Origin of the sequence: Streptomyces sp. P13-3-3 (assembly GCF_050571355.1) — a bacterium.
Lineage (GTDB): Bacteria > Actinomycetota > Actinomycetes > Streptomycetales > Streptomycetaceae > Streptomyces > Streptomyces althioticus.
In genome coordinates, this window is sequence record NZ_CP192228.1 from 1,683,118 (window position 1) to 1,706,135 (window position 23,018).

Annotated in this window: 23 protein-coding genes; 8 read left to right on the top strand and 15 right to left on the bottom strand. The window is 73.7% G+C overall.

The annotated features are described in order from the left end of the window. Positions 1 to 161 precede the first annotated feature (161 nt). The 7 genes from ACQZOG_RS07590 to ACQZOG_RS07620 all read right to left on the bottom strand — a co-directional run bounded on the left by ACQZOG_RS07590 (position 162) and on the right by ACQZOG_RS07620 (position 6,574). Positions 162 to 815 (bottom strand): LuxR C-terminal-related transcriptional regulator, encoded by a 654-nt coding sequence (locus tag ACQZOG_RS07590; RefSeq protein ID WP_033272892.1) that lies wholly within the window; start codon positions 813 to 815, stop codon positions 162 to 164. Next, positions 800 to 2,065 carry a sensor histidine kinase gene (locus ACQZOG_RS07595; protein WP_430741393.1) on the bottom strand — a complete coding sequence of 422 codons (1,266 nt, stop codon included), beginning with the start codon at positions 2,063 to 2,065 and terminating at the stop codon, positions 800 to 802. Before ACQZOG_RS07595 ends, ACQZOG_RS07590 begins: the two co-directional genes overlap by 16 nt. 68 nt (positions 2,066 to 2,133) lie before the next feature. Next, positions 2,134 to 3,144, bottom strand: coding sequence for an NAD-dependent epimerase/dehydratase family protein (locus tag ACQZOG_RS07600; protein WP_261674916.1), 1,011 nt, complete (start codon positions 3,142 to 3,144; stop codon positions 2,134 to 2,136). A gap of 70 nt (positions 3,145 to 3,214) precedes the next feature. Continuing rightward, positions 3,215 to 3,772, bottom strand: a complete 558-nt coding sequence (locus tag ACQZOG_RS07605; RefSeq protein ID WP_033272895.1) for a winged helix-turn-helix domain-containing protein — start codon at positions 3,770 to 3,772, stop codon at positions 3,215 to 3,217. Positions 3,773 to 4,053: 281 nt separating this feature from the next. Beyond that, entirely contained in the window at positions 4,054 to 5,082 is a 1,029-nt protein-coding gene (glnII, locus tag ACQZOG_RS07610) for a glutamine synthetase (RefSeq protein ID WP_033272896.1), read from the bottom strand. 313 nt (positions 5,083 to 5,395) lie between these two features. Then, positions 5,396 to 6,091 carry a hypothetical protein gene (locus tag ACQZOG_RS07615; protein WP_037639175.1) on the bottom strand — a complete coding sequence of 232 codons (696 nt, stop codon included), beginning with the start codon at positions 6,089 to 6,091 and terminating at the stop codon, positions 5,396 to 5,398. Positions 6,092 to 6,214: 123 nt separating this feature from the next. Further along, positions 6,215 to 6,574 (bottom strand): arsenate reductase family protein, encoded by a 360-nt coding sequence (locus ACQZOG_RS07620; RefSeq protein ID WP_033272898.1) that lies wholly within the window; start codon positions 6,572 to 6,574, stop codon positions 6,215 to 6,217. 233 nt (positions 6,575 to 6,807) lie between these two features. Between ACQZOG_RS07620 and ACQZOG_RS07625 the strand changes: the two genes are divergently transcribed. From ACQZOG_RS07625 to ACQZOG_RS07650, 6 genes are all read left to right on the top strand, one after another. Beyond that, a complete protein-coding gene (locus tag ACQZOG_RS07625; protein WP_430741394.1) occupies positions 6,808 to 7,122 on the top strand; it encodes a hypothetical protein in 315 nt (104 codons plus the stop codon). A 193-nt stretch (positions 7,123 to 7,315) separates the two neighbouring features. Then, positions 7,316 to 8,617: a sensor histidine kinase gene (locus ACQZOG_RS07630; RefSeq protein WP_430741395.1), complete on the top strand. Its 1,302-nt coding sequence runs from the start codon at positions 7,316 to 7,318 to the stop codon at positions 8,615 to 8,617. Beyond that, entirely contained in the window at positions 8,614 to 9,288 is a 675-nt protein-coding gene (locus ACQZOG_RS07635) for a response regulator (RefSeq protein ID WP_033272900.1), read from the top strand. The genes ACQZOG_RS07630 and ACQZOG_RS07635 overlap by 4 nt, the downstream gene beginning before the upstream one ends. A 186-nt stretch (positions 9,289 to 9,474) precedes the next feature. Further along, positions 9,475 to 9,918, top strand: a complete 444-nt coding sequence (locus ACQZOG_RS07640; protein WP_193467570.1) for a hypothetical protein — start codon at positions 9,475 to 9,477, stop codon at positions 9,916 to 9,918. A gap of 85 nt (positions 9,919 to 10,003) precedes the next feature. Continuing rightward, entirely contained in the window at positions 10,004 to 10,684 is a 681-nt protein-coding gene (locus ACQZOG_RS07645; protein ID WP_387693441.1) for an ABC transporter ATP-binding protein, read from the top strand. After that, positions 10,681 to 13,233: an FtsX-like permease family protein gene (locus ACQZOG_RS07650; protein ID WP_430741396.1), complete on the top strand. Its 2,553-nt coding sequence runs from the start codon at positions 10,681 to 10,683 to the stop codon at positions 13,231 to 13,233. Before ACQZOG_RS07645 ends, ACQZOG_RS07650 begins: the two co-directional genes overlap by 4 nt. A gap of 6 nt (positions 13,234 to 13,239) precedes the next feature. On the opposite strand, the gene ACQZOG_RS07655 is transcribed toward ACQZOG_RS07650, so the two are convergent. The 3 genes from ACQZOG_RS07655 to glnA form a co-directional block, all read right to left on the bottom strand. Then, positions 13,240 to 13,500: a hypothetical protein gene (locus tag ACQZOG_RS07655; RefSeq protein WP_033272904.1), complete on the bottom strand. Its 261-nt coding sequence runs from the start codon at positions 13,498 to 13,500 to the stop codon at positions 13,240 to 13,242. 108 nt (positions 13,501 to 13,608) lie between these two features. Next, complete coding sequence (locus ACQZOG_RS07660; protein WP_163091718.1) at positions 13,609 to 13,827, bottom strand: hypothetical protein; 219 nt, start codon at positions 13,825 to 13,827, stop codon at positions 13,609 to 13,611. Positions 13,828 to 13,989: 162 nt separating this feature from the next. After that, positions 13,990 to 15,399, bottom strand: coding sequence for a type I glutamate--ammonia ligase (gene glnA / locus ACQZOG_RS07665; RefSeq protein ID WP_033272906.1), 1,410 nt, complete (start codon positions 15,397 to 15,399; stop codon positions 13,990 to 13,992). A gap of 210 nt (positions 15,400 to 15,609) precedes the next feature. On the opposite strand from glnA, the gene ACQZOG_RS07670 reads away from it, so the two are divergent. After that, a complete protein-coding gene (locus ACQZOG_RS07670; protein WP_033272907.1) occupies positions 15,610 to 16,077 on the top strand; it encodes an RDD family protein in 468 nt (155 codons plus the stop codon). 93 nt (positions 16,078 to 16,170) lie between these two features. Here ACQZOG_RS07670 and ACQZOG_RS07675 read toward each other — a convergent pair whose 3' ends face one another. From ACQZOG_RS07675 to lipB, 4 genes are all read right to left on the bottom strand, one after another. After that, positions 16,171 to 16,875: a DUF4191 domain-containing protein gene (locus tag ACQZOG_RS07675; RefSeq protein ID WP_033272908.1), complete on the bottom strand. Its 705-nt coding sequence runs from the start codon at positions 16,873 to 16,875 to the stop codon at positions 16,171 to 16,173. Between the two features lie 70 nt (positions 16,876 to 16,945). After that, positions 16,946 to 17,146, bottom strand: a complete 201-nt coding sequence (locus ACQZOG_RS07680; RefSeq protein ID WP_033272909.1) for an SCO2195 family GlnR-regulated protein — start codon at positions 17,144 to 17,146, stop codon at positions 16,946 to 16,948. 280 nt (positions 17,147 to 17,426) lie between these two features. Then, positions 17,427 to 18,392, bottom strand: a complete 966-nt coding sequence (lipA, locus tag ACQZOG_RS07685) for a lipoyl synthase (protein WP_033272910.1) — start codon at positions 18,390 to 18,392, stop codon at positions 17,427 to 17,429. Between the two features lie 71 nt (positions 18,393 to 18,463). Then, positions 18,464 to 19,282: a lipoyl(octanoyl) transferase LipB gene (gene lipB / locus ACQZOG_RS07690; protein WP_033272911.1), complete on the bottom strand. Its 819-nt coding sequence runs from the start codon at positions 19,280 to 19,282 to the stop codon at positions 18,464 to 18,466. Positions 19,283 to 19,555: 273 nt separating this feature from the next. On the opposite strand from lipB, the gene ACQZOG_RS07695 reads away from it, so the two are divergent. Further along, on the top strand, positions 19,556 to 21,019 hold the full coding sequence (locus tag ACQZOG_RS07695) for a regulator (protein ID WP_351032229.1): 1,464 nt from the start codon (positions 19,556 to 19,558) through the stop codon (positions 21,017 to 21,019). A 430-nt stretch (positions 21,020 to 21,449) separates the two neighbouring features. On the opposite strand, the gene ACQZOG_RS07700 is transcribed toward ACQZOG_RS07695, so the two are convergent. Continuing rightward, positions 21,450 to 22,856 (bottom strand): NAD(P)/FAD-dependent oxidoreductase, encoded by a 1,407-nt coding sequence (locus ACQZOG_RS07700; protein WP_382002764.1) that lies wholly within the window; start codon positions 22,854 to 22,856, stop codon positions 21,450 to 21,452. Positions 22,857 to 23,018: the final 162 nt, after the last annotated feature.

The window sequence follows — 23,018 nt, forward strand, 5'->3', positions numbered from 1 at the left end:
CCGTGAGGGGAAGCGGCGCCCATGAGTACGCGCCCCGCCCCACGGGTGTTCACCCGTCACAGGAATCGGTGCGAAGTCAGTGCGGTTCCGTAGGTTTCAACAGGATTGAGAACACCAGGAGTTGCGAGCCCTCCACCCGGGGTGGTTCCCGGCGTCCGGTTTCACCGGCCGTGGTCGAGATACGCCAGAACCGCCAGCACGCGGCGGTTGTCGTCGTCCGACACCTCCAGGCCCAGTTTGGCGAAGATGTTCGCGGTGTGCTTGGCGACGGCCCGTTCCGTCACCACCAGCCGCGCCGCGATCGCCGCGTTGGTCCGCCCCTGCGCCATCAGCTCCAGCACCTCCCGCTCCCGGGGCGTCAGCCGCTCCAGCGGCCGGTCCTCGGCGGACCGCCGCGCCAGCAGCTGCTGGATCACCTGCGGGTCCATCGCCGTGCCGCCCGCCGCGACCCGCCGCACCGCGTCCGTGAACTGCTCCGCGTCGAACACCCGGTCCTTCAGCAGATAGCCCACGCCCCCGTCGCCGTCCGCCAGCAGCTCCCGCGCGTACAGCTGCTCCACGTGCTGGGACAGCACCAGCACCGGCAGCCCGGGCCGCCGGCGCCGGGCCTGGAGCGCGCACTGCAGCCCCTCGTCGGTCTGCGTCGGCGGCAGCCGCACGTCGACCACGGCGACGTCCGGCTCCTCCTCGGCCAGCGCCCGGGTCAGCTCGGGCCCGGAGCCCACCGCCGCCGCGATCTCGAAGCCGTGCGCCTCGAGCAGCCGGACGAGTCCGTCACGCAGCAGGAAGAGGTCCTCGGCTAGGACGACGCGCACGGGATCTCCACGGTGACCAGGGTGGGGCCGCCCGCGGGGCTGCTGACGGCCAGGACACCGTCGAAGGTACCGAGTCTGCGCTCCACCCCGGCCAGACCCGAACCGGCCCCTACGACCGCGCCGCCCCGCCCGTTGTCCGTGACGGTGATCCGCAGCCGGCCCTCCGCGTGGTGCACGTCCACCCAGATCCGGTCCGCGCCGGAGTGCTTCACCGCGTTGGCGAGCACCTCGCTCACCGCGAAGTACGCGGCCGACTCCACCGGCGCCTCGGCCCGCCCGGGCAGCGACACGTTCACCTCCGTGGTCACCGGCAGCCGCAGCGCCAGCGCCCGCACCGCGTCCCCGAGCCCCCGCTCGGCCAGCACCGGAGGATGGATGCCGCGCACCAGCTCCCGCAGTTCGGTCAGCGCCTCCGCGGACGACTGCCGGGCCCGCGCCAGCAGCTCGCGCGCCCGCGCCGGGTCCTTCTCGACCAGCGCCTCGATCGTCCCCAGGTCCATGCCCACGGCCACCAGCCGCGCCTGCGCACCGTCGTGCAGGTCCCGCTCGATGCGCCGCAGCTCGGCGGCCGAGGCGTCCACCGCGTCCCGCCGGGTCTCGGTCAGCACCCGCACCCGCTCGGCCAGCTCGCCCGCGCCCGGCGCCAGCACGGCCCGGGCGAGCAGGAAGTGCGCGCGCAGCAGACGCACGGCGGTGACGTGCCCGGCCAGTAGCAGCGCCAGGGCGAGTGCTCCGGCGGCCAGCGCGGTCGCCTGCCCGGACACCGGCACGAAGCCGTACCACCACGGGTCCGGCAGCACCCGCCACAGTCCGGCCGCCACCACGAACCCCTCCAGCGGATAGACGAGCAGGGCGGCCGTCAGCACGGCGGTGACGAACCCGGCCGTCATGTCGACCAGCAGCCACAGCAGATCCCGCCAGGTCGCCGGGTCGCCCAGCATGCCGAACGTCCGGGCCCACGGGTTCGCGTCCTCGGGCAGCCGCTTGTACACGCGCGGGATGCGCACCCCGCCCCACTCCGCCGCCAGCACCCGCCGCAGATCCGCGAACGCCCGCACGCCCCGCAGCACGTACGGCGTGGTGACGATGCCGACCCCGACCGGGATCAGCGCGACCGACACCACCGCCGTCACGAAACACACCACCGCGCCCGGCAGCGACACCAGCGCCAGCGCGAGCCCCCGCACCGCCGCGAGCGGGAAGCCCCGCGCCGCGCTCACCCCGCCGTGTACGTCCGTCGCCGTCGTCATGGACCCAGTCTCGCCGTCACAGGCCGGCCGCACACTGGGCCCGGCCCCCGCCCTCGGGGTGGGGCTGGCTACACCCCGGAGGCGGCGGCCAGCACCTTCGCCTCCACCTCCGGGTCCAGCCCCTTGGCCGTGCGGTCCGGGCGCTGCGGTGCCGTGCCGCCGATCTCCCGCAGCCAGGCCCAGGTGTCGGCGACGGTCTCCGCGACCGGGCGGCAGCGCAGTCCGGACGCGACCGCCCGGGAGACGTCGGCCGAGTGCAGCGCGTCGTGCAGGTCGGTGTGCGGCGGCACCCACACCGGGAGCTGGGTCCACGGCTCCACCCCGGCGTCGAGGATCACCTCGGGCGCCGTCCACCGCAGCTCGGCCGGCCCGCCGGTCACCCGTACACAGGCCTCCAGCAGCTCGCCCATGGTGGCGTGCCCCGACGGGGAGGTCAGGTTGTACGGCCCGCCCAGCTCCTGCCCGGCCGCGTCGAGGACCCACTCCGCCTGGTCGCGGACGTCGACGTACTGCAGGGGCAGGTCCCGGGGGCCGGGGGCGAGCACGGGACCGCCGCGCGCCACGCGGTTCAGCCACCAGGGCAGCCGGCCCACGTTCTCGTACGGCCCCAGCAGCAGCCCCGACCGCACCAGCAGCGAGCGGTCCGCGCCGAAGGCCTCCTCGGCGGCGAGCTCCCCGCCCCGCTTGTCCCGGGCGTAGTCCGTGAGCCCCGCGTCCGGGGAGGCGCCCCCCACCACCGGAGCGTCCTCGCCGTACCCGGCGGGCGGCGCCCACTCGTACACCGAGCGGCTCGACACGTACACGTACCGCCCGGCGCGGTCCCGCAGCAGCCTCGCCGTGTCCCGCACCGCGCGCGGGGCGGACGACCAGGTGTCGACGACGACGTCCCACGTGCCCGGGTCCTCGTCGAGCGCCGCCAGGCCGTCCACCGCGGTGCGGTCGCCCAGCAGCTGACGGACGCCGTCCGGCGCCGCGTGCCGTCCCCGGTGGAAGACGGTCACCTCCCAGCCCCGCCCGAGGGCAGCCTCGACGACCGCCCGGCCCGCGAACTCCGTACCACCCAGCACCAGAAGTCTCATACGGGGGACTCTGCCGCGCCGGGCGGCACGGAGGAAGGGCGATCTGCTGACGGCAGACCGGACCGGGTGTTCAGGACCGCGCCGGCGGCACGTACATGTAGCCGACGCGGCGCACGGTCCGGATGGCGTCGCGGAACTCGGGGCCGAGCTTGCGGCGCAGCCGGGCGATGTGGACGTCGACGGTCCGCCCGTCGCCGACATGGCCGTACCCCCACACCGTGGACACCAGCAGGTCCCGGGTGTGGACCCGGTCCGGGTGCGCCACGAGATGGGCGAGCAGCTCGAACTCCAGGTAGGTCAGGTCGAGGTGACGGCCGCCTGCCTCGGCGGTGCGGCGCGCCGGGTCGACCCGGATCGGCGCGGCGGGGTCGTCCGTCGCGTCGGCCGGCGCGGCCTGCGGGAACGGCGGCTGCCGGTCGGCGGGGACCAGCACCAGGTAGCCGACCATCCGCGGCCCGCCGGGCAGCACGGGCACGGCGTCCGGCGGGGCGGGAAGCAGGGTGGCGCCGGGCGGCAGCAGCCGCGCGACGGCCGCCACGTCCTCCCGGTCGACGGCACGCAGCCGGGCACGGGCGGGCGGGACGGAGGCGGCGGGAACGGGGGAGGAGAGGGAAGGGGTGGTCGCCATGGGACGTCAGCTCTTTCGCGCGAAGGGTTCGTCGAGGGACGTACGCGGTGCGCGGCGGCCGAAGGCCGGGAGGAACTCCGGGCGTTACAGGGCCGGCGCGTTCGTCGCGCGACGACACACCCGGTCGAAGTCGTGGTGCTGACGGGAAGGCCAGAACGGCTCCAGGTCACGTCGACCCGTCGCGTGGTGGGTGCGGAAGCCGGCCATGCGTCCATTGAAGCAGACGGCGCGAGGGGCGCCCACCGTCCGGCGGGCGCCCCTCGGGGGTCGTGCGGCGCGGATCAGACCTGGCCGGCCTTCTCCAGCGCGGTGCAGCAGGTGTCGACCAGCAGACGGGTCACCACGTACGGGTCGACGTTGGCGTTGGGACGGCGGTCCTCGATGTAGCCCTTGCCGTCCTTCTCGACCTGCCACGGGATGCGGACCGAGGCACCGCGGTCCGAGACGCCGTAGCTGTACTCGTTCCACGGGGCGGTCTCGTGCAGGCCGGTGAGGCGGTCGTCGATGCCGGCGCCGTAGTTCTTGACGTGGTCCAGCGGCTTGGAGCCCTCGCCCAGGGACTCGGCGGCGGTGATGATCGCGTCGTAGGACTCGCGCATCGCCTTGGTGGAGAAGTTGGTGTGCGCGCCGGCGCCGTTCCAGTCGCCCTTGACCGGCTTGGGGTCGAGGGTGGCGGCGACGCCGAAGTCCTCGGCGGTGCGGTAGAGCAGCCAGCGGGCCACCCACAGCTGGTCGGAGACCTCCAGCGGGGACAGCGGGCCGACCTGGAACTCCCACTGGCCGGGCATGACCTCGGCGTTGATGCCGGACAGGCCGAGGCCCGCCTTCAGGCAGTTGTCCAGGTGCGCCTCGACGACCTCACGGCCGAAGATCTCGTCGGAGCCGACACCGCAGTAGTAGCCGCCCTGCGGGGCCGGGAAGCCGCCCTTGGGGAAGCCCAGCGGGTAGGCGTCCTTGAAGAAGGTGTACTCCTGCTCGATGCCGAAGATCGGCTCCTGCGCGGCGAACTTCTCGGCGACCTCGGCCAGCGCGGCGCGGGTGTTGGACTCGTGCGGCGTCATGTCCGTGTTGAGGACCTCGCACAGCACCAGGACGTCGTCGCCGCCGCGGATCGGGTCAGGGCAGACGAAGACCGGCTTGAGCACGCAGTCCGAGGCGTGGCCCTTGGCCTGGTTGGTGGAGGACCCGTCGAAGCCCCAGATCGGCAGGTCGGCGCCCTTCGCGTCGTCGGCCAGGATCTTCGTCTTGGAACGCAGCTTGGCGGTCGGCTCGGTGCCGTCGATCCAGATGTACTCGGCCTTGAAGCTCACGGTCCACATCCTTCGGGGTGGGTCTGGGCGCGCTTGGTGCGGATGCTGCGGCACTGGGGCGCCGCCGTCGATGCCCCGCAGCTTGTCAACAGGCGATTTCCCGACCGTTGCCCATGTGTGAACCCCGTGTTACCGGGCGCCCGCGTGTCCGGCGCCACTCCGTGAGGGCGCGGGGGAGGGGGGCCGGGTGTATGCGATGGGGCGTGAAGAGGTGAGGAGGTGAAGGCGTGGGGACGGCAAGGCGTGCGGACGTGAAGGGGCCCGCCGCTCCTTCCCCGAGCGGCGGGCCCCGCACCTCACCCGTGTGCGGACGTCACCCCACCTTCTCGATCACGGCCCGCCGGATCAGGAACTTGCCCGGCTCGCGGACCTGCTCGAAGGCGGCGTCGTTGAGCAGCACGCAGCTGCCGGAGACCGAGGTGACCTCCACCGTCGTGGACTTGTTGTTGTCCAGGTTGGTGACCTTGAGCCTGGTGCCGGCCGGGAACTGGTTGCTGGACGCGGCGGGGGCGCCGGCCTCGCCGGACAGGGTGACGGTGGAGCCGTTGCACACCTGCTCACCGGCCACGGCGCCGCCGCCCGCCTGCCCGTCCTGGCCCGCCTGGCCGTCCTGCCCCGCCTGTCCTTCCTGGCCGCCCGCGGCGGGCTGCGACGGGGCGGGCTGCTCCGACTGCGCCGGCTGGGAGCCCTGAGCCGACTCCCCCACCGCGCACCCGGACGCCTCCTGCTGCACCTTGATCTGCGCGATGACGGCCTCGCGGTTGGCGATCCGCGCCTCGGACTGGGCGTCCGGGTTGGCCCGCTGGCCCGCGATGAACCGCTCGTTGTTGCCGAGTGCGGTGGCCAGCCCCTGGCAGACCGTCGAGTTCGCCGCCGACCTGGTGGTGGCGGCCGGCGGGCTGGCGTTGGACGTGGTCGCCATGACGAAGGCGCCGCCGCCCGCCACCGTGGCCGCGCTCAACAGCAGCGCGAGCTTCTTCTTCGGGCCGAGACTTCTCCTGCGCGACATGCGCGCCTCCAATGGATCGGGGGTGCGTACGCCGCTATGTACGAGATACCGAACGCAGTTGCTCAGCGGGCGGCCCAAGTCGCCGAAGTGGCCTGCGTCACAGGGGTGTTGTCCGGTGGGCGCTCAGCGGGACAGCGCGTCCCGTACCGCCTCCTCCGTGCGGGCCACCACCGCCGTGCCGTCGTCGGCGGTGATGATGGGCCGCTGGATCAGCTTGGGGTGCGCGGCCAGCGCCGCGATCCAGCGGTCCCGCGCACCCGCGTCCCGCGGCCACTCCTTGAGTCCCAGGTCCTTGGCCGCCGCCTCCTGGGTCCGGGTGATGTCCCACGGCTCGAGCCCGAGCCGCGCCAGCACCTCCCGGATCTCGTCCTCGGTCGGCACGTCCTCCAGGTAGCGGCGGACGGTGTAGTCCGCCCCTTCGGCGTCGAGCAGGCTGATCGCGCTGCGGCACTTGGAACAGGCGGGGTTGATCCAGATCTCCATGCCGCACACGGTACGCCGCACCCTCGCTTGTTCGAATTGTTGGGCCGCCCGCGTGTCCCTCCCGCATCACCCGTACCGACGCCTCAAAACCCAAGCCCACCTGCGTCTTTGATGGCCGAAGCAAGCCTGCCGAATGTCAGTGGCGGCCCGTAGAATGGAAGCAGTGTTCGAGGGAATCGCCGAGGTCGCCGTGGACCCCGGACGACGGCCCCGACCGCGACAGGAGGACCCGTATGCCCGCTGCCGCACTCAAGCCGAAGCCCCTGCCCGTCCAGTCCACCGCGAAGCGACCCGTCCTGCTCGAACTGCCCCGCGCCCCGGTGGAGAAGCGCCCGCTGCCGCCGGGCCGCCCGCGCGAGTGGTACGTCACCCACAACCGCCGGCTGAAGGCGATGCGTCTCGCCATCGCCCTGCTCGACTCCGGCGTGTACCACCCGGGCCAGGCGCGCAACGACACGATCCGCGGCGCCGCCGAGCTGATCGGCGTCCACCCGCCGTCGGACACCACGTGCCACATGGTGCGGGCGCTCATGCGCTACAGCCGCTGAGCCGGGGCCGCCGGCGCGGCCGCCGAGCCCGCGTCCGGTGCCGGGCGTCTCCCCGTGGGGCGCCCGGCACCGTCGTGTCCGGTCGGGGCGCGGGCTGAGGCAGTATGGGCGGCGGGGTGCCGGCCACCCCGAAGTCGTCGCGGCCGCACGGCACTTGCCCGGCCGTACCCGGTGGAGGAGAGAGGCAGGACGGTTGACCGAGGAGAGCACGGCCCCGGTTCCCTGGATCACGCCGTCCGGCCGGTACGCACGCGTCCTCGGCCGCGCGGTCGACGTCGCGCTCGCCCTCGCGGTCCTGGTCGCGGCGTACGGCTACGCCGGCGACCACGACCTGCTCCTGGGCGCCCTGATGGCTCTCGCCCTGCTGTTCCGCAGGAAGCGTCCCGCCACCGTGATGGCGGTCGTCATGGCGCTGGCCCTCGTGCAGTTCCTCCTGCACGACCCGTCAGGCGGCGTCCCGATGGCGTACGCGCCCGCCGCGTACGACATGGCCGTGCTGTTCGCCATGATGTCGGTCGTCCACCACTCCCGGACCCCCTGGATGCCGTACGCGGCGGGCGGCGCGGTGCTGCTGGCGGCGGCCGCGGCCACGTCCGGGGTGCCGTTCCTGGGCATCGAGCCGAGCGGTGACGGCCAGACCCTGCTGATCTACTGGGGCCTGGCGCTGACCGTGTGGCTCACCGCCTTCGCCCTGCACACCCGCCGCCTCTACGCCGAGAGCCAGGCCGCCCGCGCCCGGCACGCCGAGCGGGAGCAGGAGCAGCGCGTCCGGCTCGCCGCGGCCCGCGAACGCGCCGAGATCGCCCGCGAACTGCACGACGTGGTGGCGCACAGCCTGGCCGTGATGATCCTCCAAGCCGACGGCGCGGGGGCCGTGCTGCGCAAGTCGCCGGACCTGGCGGAGTCCGCGCTGAAGACCATCGCCGCGACCGGCCGGGACGCCGTCGACGACATGCACCGCATCGTGCGGGTGCTGCGCGAGGGCCGCACCGGGTCCCAGGGCGCCGGGGAGGACCGGCGGCTGGTCACCCTCGACGAGATCGAGGTCGTGGCGGACCGCGCGCGGACCGCGGGACTGACCGTGGACCTCTCCGTCGACGTGGGCGAGGGACGGCTGTCGCCGGCGGAGGAGATGACGGCGTTCCGCATCGTCCAGGAGTGCCTCACCAACACCCTGCGGCACGCCGGGTCCGGGGCGGGCGTCGACATCCGCGTCCGCGAGGAGGACGGCACCCTGCTGATCGACGTGACCGACGACGGGGCCGGCGCCCTCGCGGGCAGGGCCTCCGTCGGGAAGTCCGGGGGCAACGGGCTGGTCGGGATGCGCGAACGGGTGGAACTCGCCGGAGGCGCCTTCGAGGCGGGCCCCCGGCTCGGCAGCGGATGGCAAGTACGGGCGTCGGTCCCGGTGCGGACGAGGACGCCGGTGACCACGCCGACTTCGGGAGGCACGGAGGACGCGGCGACGACGACTCCTGTGAGGACGGAGCGATGACGGGAACCGACAGGCCGATCCGGGTGGCCGTGGTGGACGACCAGCCGCTCATCCGGGCCGGCTTCTCCATGGTGCTGGCCGGCCAGGACGACATCGAGGTCGTCGGCGAGGCGGAGAACGGCCGGCAGGCCCTCGACCTGCTCGACACGGTCGACGCGGACGTCGTCATCATGGACGTCCGCATGCCGGTCATGGACGGCATCCAGGCCACCGAGCGGCTGATGCGCCGCGACGACCCGCCCGGCGTCCTGGTCCTCACCACCTTCGACGACGACGAGGACGCCTTCGCCGCCCTGCGCGCCGGAGCCGGCGGCTTCCTGCTCAAGAACGCCCCCGCCGACCAGGTCGTCCACGCCATCCGCGTCCTGGCCGCAGGCGAGTCCGTGGTCGCCCCGCGCATCACCCGGCTGCTGCTCGACCGCGTCTCGGACCGGCTCGCCCCGGCCAACGGGCAGCCGGAGCGCCTCGGCCTGCTCACCGCCCGCGAACGGGACGTGCTCGGCCTGGTCGCCCGGGGCCTGTCCAACGCCGAGATCGCCGCCGAACTGTACGTCGCCGAGGCCACCGTGAAGACGCACCTGGGCAACCTCATGGCCAAGCTGCATCTGCGGGACCGCGCCCAGGCCGTCGTCTTCGCCTACGAGTCCGGCCTGGTGCGTCCGTCCTCCTGAGCCGCCTCCCCCTGTGGGGGCAGAGACGCACCCGCGCTCTGCCCCCACAGGCGCAGAGCGCGCCCCGCCCGGCGTACCGGACGAGCCGTCGCCGGTCTCCGATCCGTGGCCGATCCGCCTCGGGCCCCGGAATCCCAGACTTCTCAGTGCCGCAGAACGCGGCCGAGACGACACGGGAGGGACCCCATGGCCACCGTCACCGGTACGCCCACGACCCAGCAGAACCGCACGCGCCACCGCCTGATCCTGGGCGCCGTCGCCGGTGCGGCCGTCGCCGCCCTGGCCGTCGGGGGCGCCTACTGGTGGCAGGACCGCAACGAGCCGAGCCAGGCGTCCGCCGAGGACTGCCGGCTGGCGCAGCGCATCGTCACCGAGGGCGCGGAGATCGCCGCCGGGCCGGCGCCGGAGGCGGAGAAGTGGTGGAAGGAGACCGGCGACGAGCGCCGCGCCACCATGGACGACGGCTACCTCGGGGCGAAGATCTCCCGCTACGAGGGCTGGGCGCTCCAGACCGCGAAGAACTCCGCCGAGGCGCCGCCCGCGAAGGACGTGAAGAGCCTCCAGGAGGACGCCCGGGGCCACTGCGCGGACTCCGGCGTCACCCTCACCCTGCCGCCGCTCGGCTCCTGACCGGCCGGGGGAGAGCACCGCCATGACCGCCCACGCCGCCGCGAACGGCCCCGCACCCGACGACGTCGTCACCACCACCGCCCTGGTGAAGACCTACCGTCAGGGCGCCGACGAGGTCCGCGCCCTCGACGGGGTGTCCGTCGCCGTCCGCCGTGCCCGGTTCACCGCCGTCGTCGGCCCCTCCGGGTCCGGGAAGTCGACCTTCCTGCACTGCGCCGCCGGACTCGACACCGTCACCTCCGGCAGCGTCGTCCTCGACGGCACGGAGCTCACCGGGCTGACCGACCGGCAGCTGACCCGCGTGCGCCGCAGGCGCATCGGGTTCGTCTTCCAGTCGTTCAACCTGCTGCCGCAGCTCACCGCCTACGAGAACGTCGTGCTGCCCGTCACCATGTCCGGCCGCCGCCCCGACCGCGAACGGGTGGACCACCTGTGCGAGGTCCTCGGCATCGCCCACCGGCTGTCCCACCGCCCCGCCGAACTGTCCGGCGGGCAGCAGCAGCGGGTCGCCGTCGCCCGCGCGCTGGTCGCCCGCCCCGCGGTGGTCTTCGCCGACGAACCCACCGGCAACCTCGACTCCCGGGCCGGCGCCGAGGTGCTCACCATGCTGCGCCGGGCGGTCGACGAACTCGGCCAGACGGTCGTGATGGTCACCCACGACCCCGCCGCCACCCGGTACGCGGACCGCGTGCTGACCCTCGCCGACGGGCGCCTGGCGGGCGACGAGCACACCACCCCCGACGACACCCTCGGGAGGCGGCGGTGAGAAGCCCCTGGCGCGCGACCGTCCTGGGCTCCCAGATGGCCGAACTCCTGCGCAGACCCGGCCGGTTCGCGGCCACCGGGCTGTCGCTGCTGATCGCCGCGTTCGTGGTCTTCGGCGCCGTCATGGCCCAGCAGATCGTCACCGCGACCGTCGTCGACCGGTTCCGCGGCACCCCCGACGCGGTGTCGCTGGTCGTCACGCGGAACGACGCGGCGGACATCGGCGAGGCCGGTCTCGACGCGATCCGGGAGACGCCCGGGGTCACCGAGGCCGTCGGACGGTTCGACGGCGGCGCCCCGGTCGGCGGCAGCGCCGCCGACCGCTACCTCGCCCTCGCCGCGGACCCCGGCACCGGCCCCCTCGCCCGCGTCCGTCCCGTCGAGGGCGCCTACCCCTCCGGCCCGCGCAGGATCGCGGTCGACACCCGGGCCGCCGAGGCGTACGGACTCGTCCCCGGGTCGTCGCTCACCCTGCTCCTCCCCACACCCGACGGCGAGAGCACCCGGCGCGTCCCCGTCGAGATCAGCGGCGTCGTGCGCTCCGCCGCCACGGGCACCGGGGAACCCACCGGATACGCTTCCGGCCCCGACCTGCTGCGGCTGCTCGGCACCCCGGGCTACTCCCGCGTCGACGTCCGCACGGAGACCCCCGGCGCGGCCACGCAGGCGGCGGAGCGGATCCGGCGGGCGGTGCCCGGCGCGGTCGTACGGTCCGGGGACGAGGTGCGCGGCGAGGAGTCCCGCGCCGCGGTCGCCGACGCGAGCGACACCCTGGAACTGGCCGGCGTCTTCCTCGCCGTCGCGGTCGGCGCGGCCGTGCTCGTCGCCACCTCCACCTTCCGCATCGTCTTCGCCCGCCGCGTACGGCAGCTGGCGCTGCTGCGCGCCGTCGGCGCCACGTCGCGGCGGCTCGCGGCGGCCCTCGCCGCCGAGGGCGCGGTCGTCGGCCTGCTGGCGGGGGCGGCCGGTGTGCTCGCCGCCTGGGGCTGCGCGCGGCTCGTCCCGCCGGTCGCCGGCCGGTTCGGGCACGACCTGTCCGCCCCCGCCGCGCTTCCCCTGCCGCAGGCCGCCCTCACCGTGCTCGGCACCGGACTTCTCGCCGTACTGGCGGTCCTGGCCCCGTCCGTCGCCGCCTCCCGCGTCTCCCCGCTCCAGGCGCTGCGCACCGCCACGTCGGAGGGGAGCACCGTGAACGGCGCCGGGCGGACCGTGCTGGGCGTGCTGTGCGCGGCCGGTGCCGTGCTCCTCGCCCGGCAGCAGTACGCGAGCCTGCCCGAACCGGGCGACACGGCCCACGACCGGTTCGCGGCGCTGACCCTCGTGGTGGTCTCCGGCGGACTCGCCTTCCTCGCGCTGATCGCCCTCGGCCCGCTGCTGGTCCGGCCGGTGCTGTCGGCCCTCGCGGTGCCGTTGCGCCGTACGGGCGCGGCGGGCCGGCTCGCCGTCGCGGGCGTCGGGGGAGCGCCCGGCCGGGCCGCCTCCGTCTCGGTCGTGGTGGCGCTCGGCGTCTGCCTGGTCGGCTCGACCCTGACCTGCCTCGCGAGCCTGGACGCCTACGAGCGGTACCGGCGGACGCTGGAGGCGCCCGCGGACTTCCACCTGTACGCGGGGGAGGGCGGGACGCTGGACCGGACGCTCGTCGCCGACCTGGCCGCCCGCCCCGAGCTGGCCGACGTGACGGCGTTCCGTACGGCGGAGGTGGCCGACGACGGCCGCAGCGCGACCGTGACCGACCTGGACCTCACCACCGTCCGCTCCGGGACCGGCCTGACCGCCCGCACCGGCGCCCTCGGCCGGCTCGGCCCCGCGGAGGTCGTCGTGGACGCCGAGCACGCGCACCGCCTCGGCGTGGAGGCGGGCGACCGGGTGACCCTGACGTCCGCGGGCCGTCCCGTGCGGCTCACCGTGGCGGCGACGCTGCCCGGCGCCGGTCCCCACGGCGCGAACTTCTTCGTGACCCCGGCCGACCTCACGCGCCTGGGGGCGGGCCCCGCGCCCACCCTGATCACCGCCGACGCGGCCGGGGACGGCGCGGAAGGCCGCGCCCGCGCCCACCGGGCCGTCACCGAGACCCTGACCGGACCGGAGCGCGGCGACGGCCGGGTCGTCGCCGAGGACGCGGCCACCCGTGCCGGACCGGACGACGACCTGCGGACCATGGCCACCACCGTGGTCCTGCTCCTCTGCCTGACCGTCCTGGTCGCGGTCGCGGGCGTCGCCACCACGGCGAGTCTCACCGTGGTCGAGCGCCGGCGCGAGTTCGGGCTGCTGCGCGCCCTGGGTCTCGGCGGGGCGGCCGTGCACCGCATGGTCACCCTGGAGTGCGCCCTCCACGGCGTCCTGGGCGGCGTCCTCGGCCTCGCGCTGGGCCTGCCGTACGCGTGGCTGGTGGTGCGGGCCGCCGAGGTGAGCGCCCCGTTCACGGTGCCGGCGGGGCAGCTCGCGACGGTTCTCGCCGCCCTCGTGCTGGTGACCGCGGCGGCCGGCACGATCCCGGCGCTGCGTGCCTCCCGCACCCCGCCGACGGTCGCCGTCGCCCGGGGCGACTGAGCCGTGTCAGTACGGGCCGACGCCGGCGTACCCGAGCAGCAGGATCACCGCGACGACACAGCCGAGCACCAGCACCGTCGACACCCACGGGCGGCGCACCGACGGCCGCCCCCGGTGCTCGGGTTCGGCGCGGAACGGCACCGGTCCGGGAGGGTTCTCCTTCCAGCGGGCGGCCAGCATCCGCGCGCGGGCCGAGGGCTCCTTGTGCGCGGCCCCGTCCGCCCACCGCAGATCGAACTCGCGCTCCTCGTCGTCCCGCTCGGACATCCCCGTGACTTTCTCTCGAACAACCGTGTCACCCCCAGGATCCCTCCCCACCGGCCCGGAGGAAAGCATTCCGGACACGGTCCGGGGAAGCACCGCGACGTCGGGGCGTCAGCCGTCGCCCCGACCGGCTCTCCGCCGGACGGCGGCGGAGAGCCACGCGCTCACCAGGACGCTCACCGTCAGCGTCGACGCGAACGCGAGCGAGTCACCCCACGACTTCCCCCTCACCCAGTGCCACACCACCGCACCGAGCCCGTACACACCGGCCACGTAGGCCGCCGCCGTGAGCCGCCGGGCAGCGGACGCCGTGCGTCGACGATTCGTCATGGACCGGCGTCTGCCCGCTCACTGCAGCGTCGAAAAGCGTCGAAGAACGGCCTCCGGCAGACCGAAAGGCCGTCGGCCGTGCCCCTCCCCGGTGGGAAGAGCACGGCCGACGGCCCACAGACGGCCCAGGGGAGCGGTCACCCGCTCCGACCTGGGGCGCTGTCACACGTCGAAGTACAGCTCGAACTCGTGCGGGTGCGGGCGGAGCTGGAGCGGGGCGATCTCGTTCTGGCGCTTGTAGTCGATCCACGTCTCGATCAGGTCCGGCGTGAAGACGTCGCCCTGGAGGAGGAACTCGTGGTCGGCCTCGAGGCGGTCCAGGACCGCGCCGAGGGAGGTCGGGACCTGGGCCACGTTGGCGTGCTCCTCGGGAGCCAGCTCGTAGAGGTCCTTGTCGATCGGCTCGGCCGGCTCGATCTTGTTCTTGATGCCGTCCAGGCCGGCCAGCAGCAGCGCCGAGAAGGCCAGGTACGGGTTGCCGGAGGAGTCGGGCGCGCGGAACTCGACGCGCTTGGCCTTCGGGTTCGAGCCGGTGATCGGGATACGCATGGCCGCGGAGCGGTTGCGCTGCGAGTACACCAGGTTGATCGGCGCCTCGAAGCCCGGCACCAGACGGTGGTACGAGTTCACCGTCGGGTTGGTGAAGGCCAGCAGCGACGGCGCGTGCCTGAGGATGCCGCCGATGTAGTAGCGGGCGGTGTCCGACAGGCCGGCGTAGCCCTGCTCGTCGTAGAAGAGGGGCTCGCCGCCCGCCCACAGCGACTGGTGGACGTGCATGCCGGAGCCGTTGTCACCGAAGATCGGCTTGGGCATGAAGGTCGCGGTCTTGCCGTTGCGCCAGGCCACGTTCTTCACGATGTACTTGAAGAGCTGCAGGTCGTCGGCGGCCGCGAGCAGCGTGTTGAACTTGTAGTTGATCTCGGCCTGGCCGGCGGTGCCCACCTCGTGGTGCTGGCGCTCGACCTGCAGGCCGGACCGCTCCAGCTCCAGGGAGATCTCGGCGCGCAGGTCGGCGAAGTGGTCGACCGGCGGGACCGGGAAGTAGCCGCCCTTGTAGCGGACCTTGTAACCGCGGTTGTCCTCCAGCGCACCGGTGTTCCAGGCGCCCGCCTCGGAGTCGATGTGGTAGAAGGACTCGTTCTCCGAGGTCTTGAAACGCACGCTGTCGAACACGTAGAACTCGGCCTCGGGGCCGAAGAACGCGGTGTCGGCGATGCCGGTGGAGGCCAGGTACGCCTCCGCCTTCTTCGCCACGTTCCGCGGGTCACGGGAGTACTGCTCGCCCGTGATCGGGTCGTGGATGAAGAAGTTGATGTTGACCGTCTTGTCACGGCGGAAGGGGTCGACCCGCGCGGTGGACAGGTCGGGCAGCAGCGCCATGTCGGACTCGTGGATGGCCTGGAAGCCGCGGATCGAGGAGCCGTCGAAGGCGAGCTCCTCGGCCGGGTCGAAGGCCGACGCCGGGATCGTGAAGTGCTGCATCACACCCGGCAGGTCGCAGAAGCGGACGTCGATGAACTTGACGTCCTCGTCCGCGATGAACTTCTTGGCCTCGTCGGCGTTCTGGAACATCCAGCTCCTCCTACTCCCGACCGTCCCGCCGGGGTGGTAGATCGTTCGTGCGGCCAGTGCGGGGGGCACACGCTGCACTCGACCCTAGGGACGGGTCATTTCTCGGGCGTGACCCGTTTGTTTCGCACAAGTTAACCGGCGCCTCTTCCACGGTAGCTCCGGCACACCCCGCCGTCTCCCGGTCATATCCGGTCGCAGTACCGTGGACGGGTGGACAACAGGCAAGCAATCGGATCATGGCTGTCCGGACCGCGCGCGGCCATGGAAGAGGCCGGTGCCGACTTCGGTTACCGGGGTGAGCAGCTGGGGCTGCCGGAGCAGGGACCGGGCTCGATCGCCCGCCCGGGCCGCAGGATCGGCGCCCTCGCCGTGGACTGGGGCCTGTGCCTCCTGATCGCATACGGTCTGTTCACCGACGGCTACGACGCCCGCACCGGCAACTGGGCGCTGCTGGTGTTCCTGGTGCTGAGCGTGCTCACCGTCGGCACCATCGGCTTCACACCCGGCAAGCGGCTCTTCGGACTGCGTGTGGTCGCCCTCGACACTGGCACGGTCCAGCCGCTGCGCGGTCTGCTGCGCTCGGTGCTGCTGTGCCTCGCGATCCCCGCGCTCGTCTGGGACCGCGACGGCCGCGGCCTGCACGACCGGCTGGCCCGCACGGTCGAGGTCCGCGTCTGACCCGGCCCGCGCACACGCCCCGACACGACGAGGACGGGGCGCCGGAATGTGGATTCCGGCGCCCCGTCCTCGTCGTGTCGGGTCCCGCGGGTCTCAGCGGCCCCGCTGACCGCCGCCCTTCGGCAGCTTCATGCCCTTCGGCATCGGCCCCTTCGGCAGCGGCATGTTGCTCATCAGGTCGCCCAGCGCGCGCAGCCGGTCGTTGGTCGCGGTGACCTGCGGGCCGGTGAGGACGCGCGGCAGCTTCAGCATGGTGGTGCGGAGCTTCTTCAGCTCCACCTGGCCCTCGCCGGTGCCCACGATCAGGTCGTGCACGGGCACGTCCGCGACGATGCGGTTCATCTTCTTCTTCTCGGCGGCCAGCAGGCTCTTCACCCGGTTCGGGTTGCCCTCGGCGATCAGCACGATGCCGGCCTTGCCGACCGCGCGGTGCACCACGTCCTGGTTGCGGTTCATCGCGACCGCGGGGGTCGTCGTCCAGCCCCGGCCGATGTTGTCGAGCACGGCCGCGGCGGCGCCCGGCTGTCCCTCCATCTGTCCGAAGGCCGCCCGTTCGGCACGGCGGCCGAACACGATCGCCGTCGCGAGGAAGGCGAGCAGGAAGCCCAGGAGGCCGAGATAGATGGGGTGCCCGATCAAGAAACCGATCGCGAGGAAGACACCGAAGGTGACGATTCCGACAGCCGCGAGTACAAGACCGATCTTCTTGTCGGCCCTGCGGGTCATCTTGTAGGTCAGGGCGATCTGCTTCAGTCGCCCGGGGTTCGCAGCGTCCGCTGCGGTTTCCTTCCTCGCCATGGCATGAAGTCTACGTGTCCCGCGGAGCGCGTTCGACGGCAGTGCCGGGGTGGGCCCGGAGCGGCCGGGCTCAGGGGCGGGCGATCAGGGTCTGGTCGAGGACGCGCTGTGCCTCGACCCGGTCCTTGGCGCGGCGGCGGTCCTCCAGCACGGACGTCCAGGCGTTGCGCCGCGCGGTGCGCTGGCCGCCGCTCATCAGCAGGGACTCGACGGCGCGCAGGGCGGTGGTGAGGGACGGGATGGCGGTGGCGCGGACGGGCGCGGCCTGCATGGTGACGGTCTCCCTCGATGCCGGCGGGCGGTGGTGGCGTGCGGTGATACCAGGGTCACTGCCTGGTGTTACCAGGACGTGACCGACCGGTCAAACAGGCATGAAGCCTTCGCGCCGGGGACCGGAACGCCGACGCGGCCCCGGCCTGTGCCCTCAACTGGGAGGACGGCCGGGACCGCGTTCTCTCGGCCACTACCCGCCGGTAGGGCCTTGTGCGTGAATTCACAGCGTGACGGCGGGGGAGCGGGGCAGGCCCCGCGCCGTGCGCGGTGGTGTCTTCTCAGACCGCCTGCGAGGCGACGAACGCGCCCCGCTTCTCGATCGCCATCCGGTACAGCCGGCCGGCGCGGTACGAGGAGCGGACCAGCGGCCCGGACATCACACCGGAGAAGCCGATCTGCTCGGCCTCCTCCTTCAGCTCCACGAACTCGTGCGGCTTCACCCAGCGCTCCACGGGGTGGTGGCGCACGGAGGGGCGCAGGTACTGGGTGATGGTGACCAGTTCGCAGCCCGCGTCGTGCAGCTGCTTCAGCGCCTCGCTGACCTCCTCGCGGGTCTCGCCCATGCCGAGGATCAGGTTGGACTTGGTGACCAGGCCGAAGTCGCGGGCCTCGGTGATGACCTTCAGGGAGCGCTCGTAGCGGAAGCCGGGGCGGATCCGCTTGAAGATCCGGGGGACCGTCTCCACGTTGTGCGCGAACACCTCGGGGCGGGAGGAGAAGACCTCCGCGAGCTGCTCGGGGACGGCGTTGAAGTCGGGGGCCAGCAGCTCGACCTTGGTGCGGCCCTCGGCGCGGTCCGCGGTCTGCGCGTGGATCTGGCGCACGGTCTCCGCGTACAGCCAGGCGCCGCCGTCCTCCAGGTCGTCGCGGGCGACGCCGGTGATGGTGGCGTAGTTCAGGTCCATCGTGACGACCGATTCGCCGACGCGGCGCGGCTCGTCCCGGTCCAGGGCCTCGGGCTTGCCGGTGTCGATCTGGCAGAAGTCGCAGCGCCGGGTGCACTGGTCGCCGCCGATGAGGAAGGTCGCCTCGCGGTCCTCCCAGCACTCGTAGATGTTGGGGCAGCCGGCTTCCTGGCAGACGGTGTGCAGACCCTCGCTCTTGACCAGGTTCTGCATCTTGGAGTACTCGGGGCCCATTTTCGCCCGGGTCTTGATCCACTCGGGCTTGCGCTCGATGGGGGTCTGGCTGTTGCGGACCTCCAGGCGCAGCATCTTGCGTCCGTCGGGTGCGACTGCGGACACGACCGGCTCCTAGCGATTGATTCTTCGGCGTCTCAAGCGTACGCCCGTGGATGTGAAAGCCCGGACGGCCCTCAGACGCCGGACGCGGTGGCGGCCACCGGGGCCTTCTCGACCGCGCGCGGCCTCAGATCGGCGTTCTCCAGTACGTCCTTCAGGTGGCGCTCCACGACGGGCAGCACCTCCTCGATCGTGACGTCGCGCCCCAGCTCGTTCGCCAGGGAGGCGACGCCCGCGTCCCGGATGCCGCACGGGATGATCTTGTCGAACCACTTGTTGTCGGGGTTCACGTTCAGCGCGAAGCCGTGCATGGTGACGCCCTTGGCGACCCGGATGCCGATGGCGGCGATCTTGCGGTCCTCGCGGCGCTGGCCGGCGTTCGACGGCGCGTACTCCGGGCCGTTGAGCCGGGGGTCGAACTCCTCGTCCTGCAGCCGGGGGTCGAAGTCCAGGGAGAGCCCGCCGAGGGAGGGGCGCTGCTCGACCGGGTCGCCCAGCACCCACACGCCGCTGCGGCCCTCGACCCGGGTGGTCTCCAGGCCGAACTCCGCGCAGGTGCGGATCAGGGCCTCCTCCAGGCGCCGGACGTGCGCGACCACGTCCACCGGGCGGGGCAGCTTCTGGATGGGGTAGCCCACCAGCTGGCCGGGACCGTGCCAGGTGATCTTGCCGCCGCGGTCCACGTCGATGACGGGGGTGCCGTCGAGGGGCCGCTCGCTGGCCTCGGTGCGCCGCCCGGCGGTGTAGACGGGCGGGTGCTCCAGCAGGATCACGGTGTCGGGCACCTCGTCGGCGAACCGCGCGGCGTGCACCCGGCGCTGTTCGTCCCAGGCCACCTGGTAGTCCACCGCCTCGTCACCGAAGCCCATCCGGACGAACCGCAACTCACCCACGGCAAACGCCTCCCTCGAAGGTCGTCAGGCGCGAAACGCGCCCACGCCACTGTACGACCGTTCGACGGACCTCCGGCTGTCGGTCGTCGCCAGTGCTGTGCGCCCTCAGTCGTCAGCTTCGGACCAATCCTCACACGATCGGATGAATGCCTGTTGATCTCTGCGATCGGGTGCTCACTCTCCGCTACATTCGCGCCGACCACGAGGCCATAAGGGCTGCTCACAGGCAATCCGGACAGACCACCAGCCGGAAGGCAGGAGACCGCACCGCAGATGACGGAACGACCCGCGCAGCGCACCCCCAACCGACAGCTCGCCGCGCTCATCGCAGAAGCGGGGTTCTCCAACGCGGGACTCGCCCGTCGCGTGGACCAGCTCGGTCTCGAACACGGGCTCGACCTGAGATACGACAAGACCTCCGTCACCCGCTGGCTGCGCGGACAGCAGCCGCGCGGGACGACCCCCGCGCTCATCGCCGAGGTCTTCACCCGGCGCCTCGGCCGCCGGCTCACCGCCCAGGACCTCGGACTGGACGCCTGCGCGCCCGTCTACGCGGGACTGGAGTTCGCTGCCACCCCCGAGGAGGCCGTCGACATCGTCAGCGGGCTGTGGCGCAAGGACTCCGGCAGCCACGCCGAGCTGCGGAAGATCGCGTTCACCTCGGCGGGCCTCGTGGTGCCCAGCCGCGACTGGCTGATCGGACGGCCCGACGAGAAGGTCGCCCGCGCCGAGCCGGTCCGGGTGCCCGCCCAGGGCCGCCCGCCGGTACGGCCCGTGACGCCCGCCGAGATCGCCGCCCGCCGGCGCGGGACGGCCGACCGCGCGCCCGGCTACCGGGTCACCGGCGGCGACATCGCGGCGCTGCGCTCCGTCGGCGAGCTGTTCCGCACCCTCGACGACGCGTACGGCGGCGGCCACGCCCGCCAGGCCCTCGTGCGCTACCTGGAGCACGAGCTGGAGCCTATGCTGCGCGGCACCTACGGCGAGCAGACGGGCCGCCGGCTGTTCGCCGCCGCGGCCGACCTGACCCGGCTGGCCGGCTGGACCGCGTTCGACATCGCCGCGCACGGGCTTGCCCAGCGGTACTTCGTCCAGGCGCTGCGGCTGGCGCAGGCGGCCGGCGACCGGGCGTACGGGGCGTACGTGCTGGTCACCATGAGCCGCCAGGCCGTCTACCTCGGCCACGGGCGGGAGGCCGTACAGCTCGCCCGGGTCGCCCAGCAGGGCATGGGCAGCTCCGCCCCGCCCGCCGTCCAGTCACTGCTGCACGCCGCCGAGGCGCGCGGTCACGGGGTGCTGGGCGAGGTGCGCGCCTGCACGGCCGCGCTGGTCCGCGCGGAACGCTCGCTGGACGCGGCGCGGCCGGGGGACGAGGTGCCGCACTGGGCGCGGTTCTTCGACGAGGCCCAGCTGGCCGACGAGTTCGGGCACTGCCACCGGGACCTGCAGCAGTTCCGGGCGGCCGCTCAGCACGCGGAGCGGTCGCTGCAGTTGCGGGCGCCGGGGTACGCGCGCAGCCGGCTGTTCTGCCGGGTCGTCCTCGCCACCGCGCGGCTCGGGCTGGGGGAACTGGACCAGGCGTGCCAGCTGGCGGCGGAGGCTGCCGCGCAGGCGGGGGAGATGCGGTCGGTGCGGGCGGTGGAGTACGTGCGGGACTTCGAGCGGCGGCTGGAGCCGTACCGGGACGCGGGGCCCGTACGCACGTACCGGGACAGGGTGGCGACCACGTTCGCGTGAGGGGCGCGGGGTGTCGCGCACCTCGGCGCTTCCCATGCCCGCAGCTGCCGCGCCCCTAAGGGGCGCGGGGAACTGCGCGACCGGCCACTCACGGCCCGCAGTTGGCGGGCGTTCGCGCGCCTGGCGTCGGCAGGGTGCGGCCTGCCACGACTGCCCGCAGCTGCGGCGCCCTGAGGGGCGCGGGGAACTGCGCGACCGGCCACGGACGGCCCGCACCCGGTGTCACGCGCCCGGCGGGTGTTCGCGCACCTGGCGCTGACAGGGTGCTGCCTGCGCCCACCCGTGCCGCCCCAGCGGCACGACTGCCCGCAGGCTGCTGGGGGCGCGGGGAACTGCGCGACAAGCCACGGACGGCCCGCACCCGGCGGGCCGTGTTGGAAGGCACCCGCCGAGGGTGTTCTCACCGTCGGCGGGTGCCGGACCGAGGGGGTCAGGCCGCTCGGGCCGTGGGCAGGGGGTCCGCCGTGTGCATCGGCCGGGCCACACCCAGATCGGCCAAAATCGCCGTGGCCGCGCGGTCCGCGGAGCGGAGAGCACCCGCCACCGCCCCGCTGTCGCGGTGGTCGCCGCACACGTACAGGCCGGCCAGGAGCCGCACCGGACGGTGCAGGTCGTGCGGCGGGCGCATCGCCGGGACCGCGTCCGCGGTGTGACGTACCGCCAGCGTCTCCCAGCGCGTCGTCGCCACCCCGTACAGCCGCGCCAGGTGCGCCCGCACGGCCGTGTCGGTGTCGGCCGCGGCCGGGCCGAGGACCGTGGAGGTCACCAGGGTGCGGCCGGACGGGGCGCGGGACGGGTCGACCGCGCTGACGACCGCCGTGTGCGCCACGGGCCCGCCCCGGTCCGCGTCCAGCAGCAGCGAGGTGTCCGTGCCCGGTGGTTCGTCGGTGGTGTGGTGCACCACCGTCACCGGGTGGAAGTCCGGCACCCGCAGCCCCGGCAGCAGCTCCGCCGCGTCCCGCGCGCCGGTCGCGACCAGCACGGCAGCGCACCGGAACTCCCCGTGCTCCGCGGTGGTCACCGAGGTCGTCGAGACCGAGGTGACCCGCACACCCGTGCGCACCGTGCCCGGCGGCAGCGACCGCGCCAGCAGCTGCGGCAGCGCCTCCGCCCCGCCCTCCGGCAGGCACAGCCGCCCGCTCGCGAAGTCCCGCAGCGCGAGGTCCGCCGACCTGCTGGACGTGGTGAGCTCCGGGTCGCACAACAGGGCGGCGAGCAGCGGACGCAGGAAGCCGTCGACGGTGCGGGCGGGCAGCCCCCGGCCGTGCAGCGCCTCGGCGGCGGTCGTCTCCGGGCGGGCCAGCAGCCGCTCCACCGACGTGCCCGCCAGCCGGTTCAGCGCGGCGCCCAGCCGCGCCTGGTCCAGCGCCGTGCCCAGCGGGGCGCCGCCCCGGTTGCGGGGCACGGACACCTGCCGCCCGGGCACGGCGACCGGCCTGCGCGGCCCCGGCAGGGGGGCACTCGCCAGGGCGCGCACCGCGTGAAGTGCGCCCCTCGCGCTCCGTGCGCCACGTGCGCGCCGGTAGCCGGGCTGTACGCCCGCGCGATGATGTCGCCCGTCGCCGTACAGCAGGACACCGGGCGCGAACGGCCGCAGCACCAGGTCCTCCAGCCCCGGGGTGACGTGCAGTTCGGCGCAGGCCGTGGACAGCAGCCGGCCGACTCTGTCGAGGCGGAAGCCGTCGATCTTCTCGGTCGCCGTCCGGCCGCCCACCTCATGGGCGGCCTCCAGGACGACGGTGGAGACTCCTGCGCTGGTCAGTCGTCGTGCCGCGGAGAGTCCGGCCACCCCGGCTCCCACGACGACGACGTCCGCCTGGTACGTGGGCTCTAGCACGTGCCCCTCCTCGAGGTTGCGCGGGCGCTGGAGACGTCATGCCCTCAACAGGCCCCAGGGATACCCGAGTTCGGCTCGAGGTTAGGTCCGTACTCTGCTGCCGGGTCAGGCGCGCACGCACAGTGCACGGGCGCACGACGGTCGCATACGCGCCCCCGGTGG

Bases quoted from the DNA above. Each gene is read 5' to 3' on its own strand.
- ACQZOG_RS07660 (WP_163091718.1), bottom strand. From the start codon at position 13,827: ATGACGAATCGTCGACGCACGGCGTCCGCTGCCCGGCGGCTCACGGCG.
- ACQZOG_RS07620 (WP_033272898.1), bottom strand. From the start codon at position 6,574: ATGGAGATCTGGATCAACCCCGCCTGTTCCAAGTGCCGCAGCGCGATC.
- ACQZOG_RS07625 (WP_430741394.1), top strand. From the start codon at position 6,808: ATGCCCGCTGCCGCACTCAAGCCGAAGCCCCTGCCCGTCCAGTCCACC.
- ACQZOG_RS07605 (WP_033272895.1), bottom strand. From the start codon at position 3,772: ATGGCGACCACCCCTTCCCTCTCCTCCCCCGTTCCCGCCGCCTCCGTC.
- ACQZOG_RS07600 (WP_261674916.1), bottom strand. From the start codon at position 3,144: ATGAGACTTCTGGTGCTGGGTGGTACGGAGTTCGCGGGCCGGGCGGTC.
- glnA (WP_033272906.1), bottom strand. From the start codon at position 15,399: ATGTTCCAGAACGCCGACGAGGCCAAGAAGTTCATCGCGGACGAGGAC.
- ACQZOG_RS07680 (WP_033272909.1), bottom strand. From the start codon at position 17,146: ATGCAGGCCGCGCCCGTCCGCGCCACCGCCATCCCGTCCCTCACCACC.
- ACQZOG_RS07640 (WP_193467570.1), top strand. From the start codon at position 9,475: ATGGCCACCGTCACCGGTACGCCCACGACCCAGCAGAACCGCACGCGC.
- ACQZOG_RS07595 (WP_430741393.1), bottom strand. From the start codon at position 2,065: ATGACGACGGCGACGGACGTACACGGCGGGGTGAGCGCGGCGCGGGGC.
- ACQZOG_RS07675 (WP_033272908.1), bottom strand. From the start codon at position 16,875: ATGGCGAGGAAGGAAACCGCAGCGGACGCTGCGAACCCCGGGCGACTG.
- ACQZOG_RS07695 (WP_351032229.1), top strand. From the start codon at position 19,556: ATGACGGAACGACCCGCGCAGCGCACCCCCAACCGACAGCTCGCCGCG.
- ACQZOG_RS07655 (WP_033272904.1), bottom strand. From the start codon at position 13,500: ATGTCCGAGCGGGACGACGAGGAGCGCGAGTTCGATCTGCGGTGGGCG.
- ACQZOG_RS07635 (WP_033272900.1), top strand. From the start codon at position 8,614: ATGACGGGAACCGACAGGCCGATCCGGGTGGCCGTGGTGGACGACCAG.
- ACQZOG_RS07615 (WP_037639175.1), bottom strand. From the start codon at position 6,091: ATGTCGCGCAGGAGAAGTCTCGGCCCGAAGAAGAAGCTCGCGCTGCTG.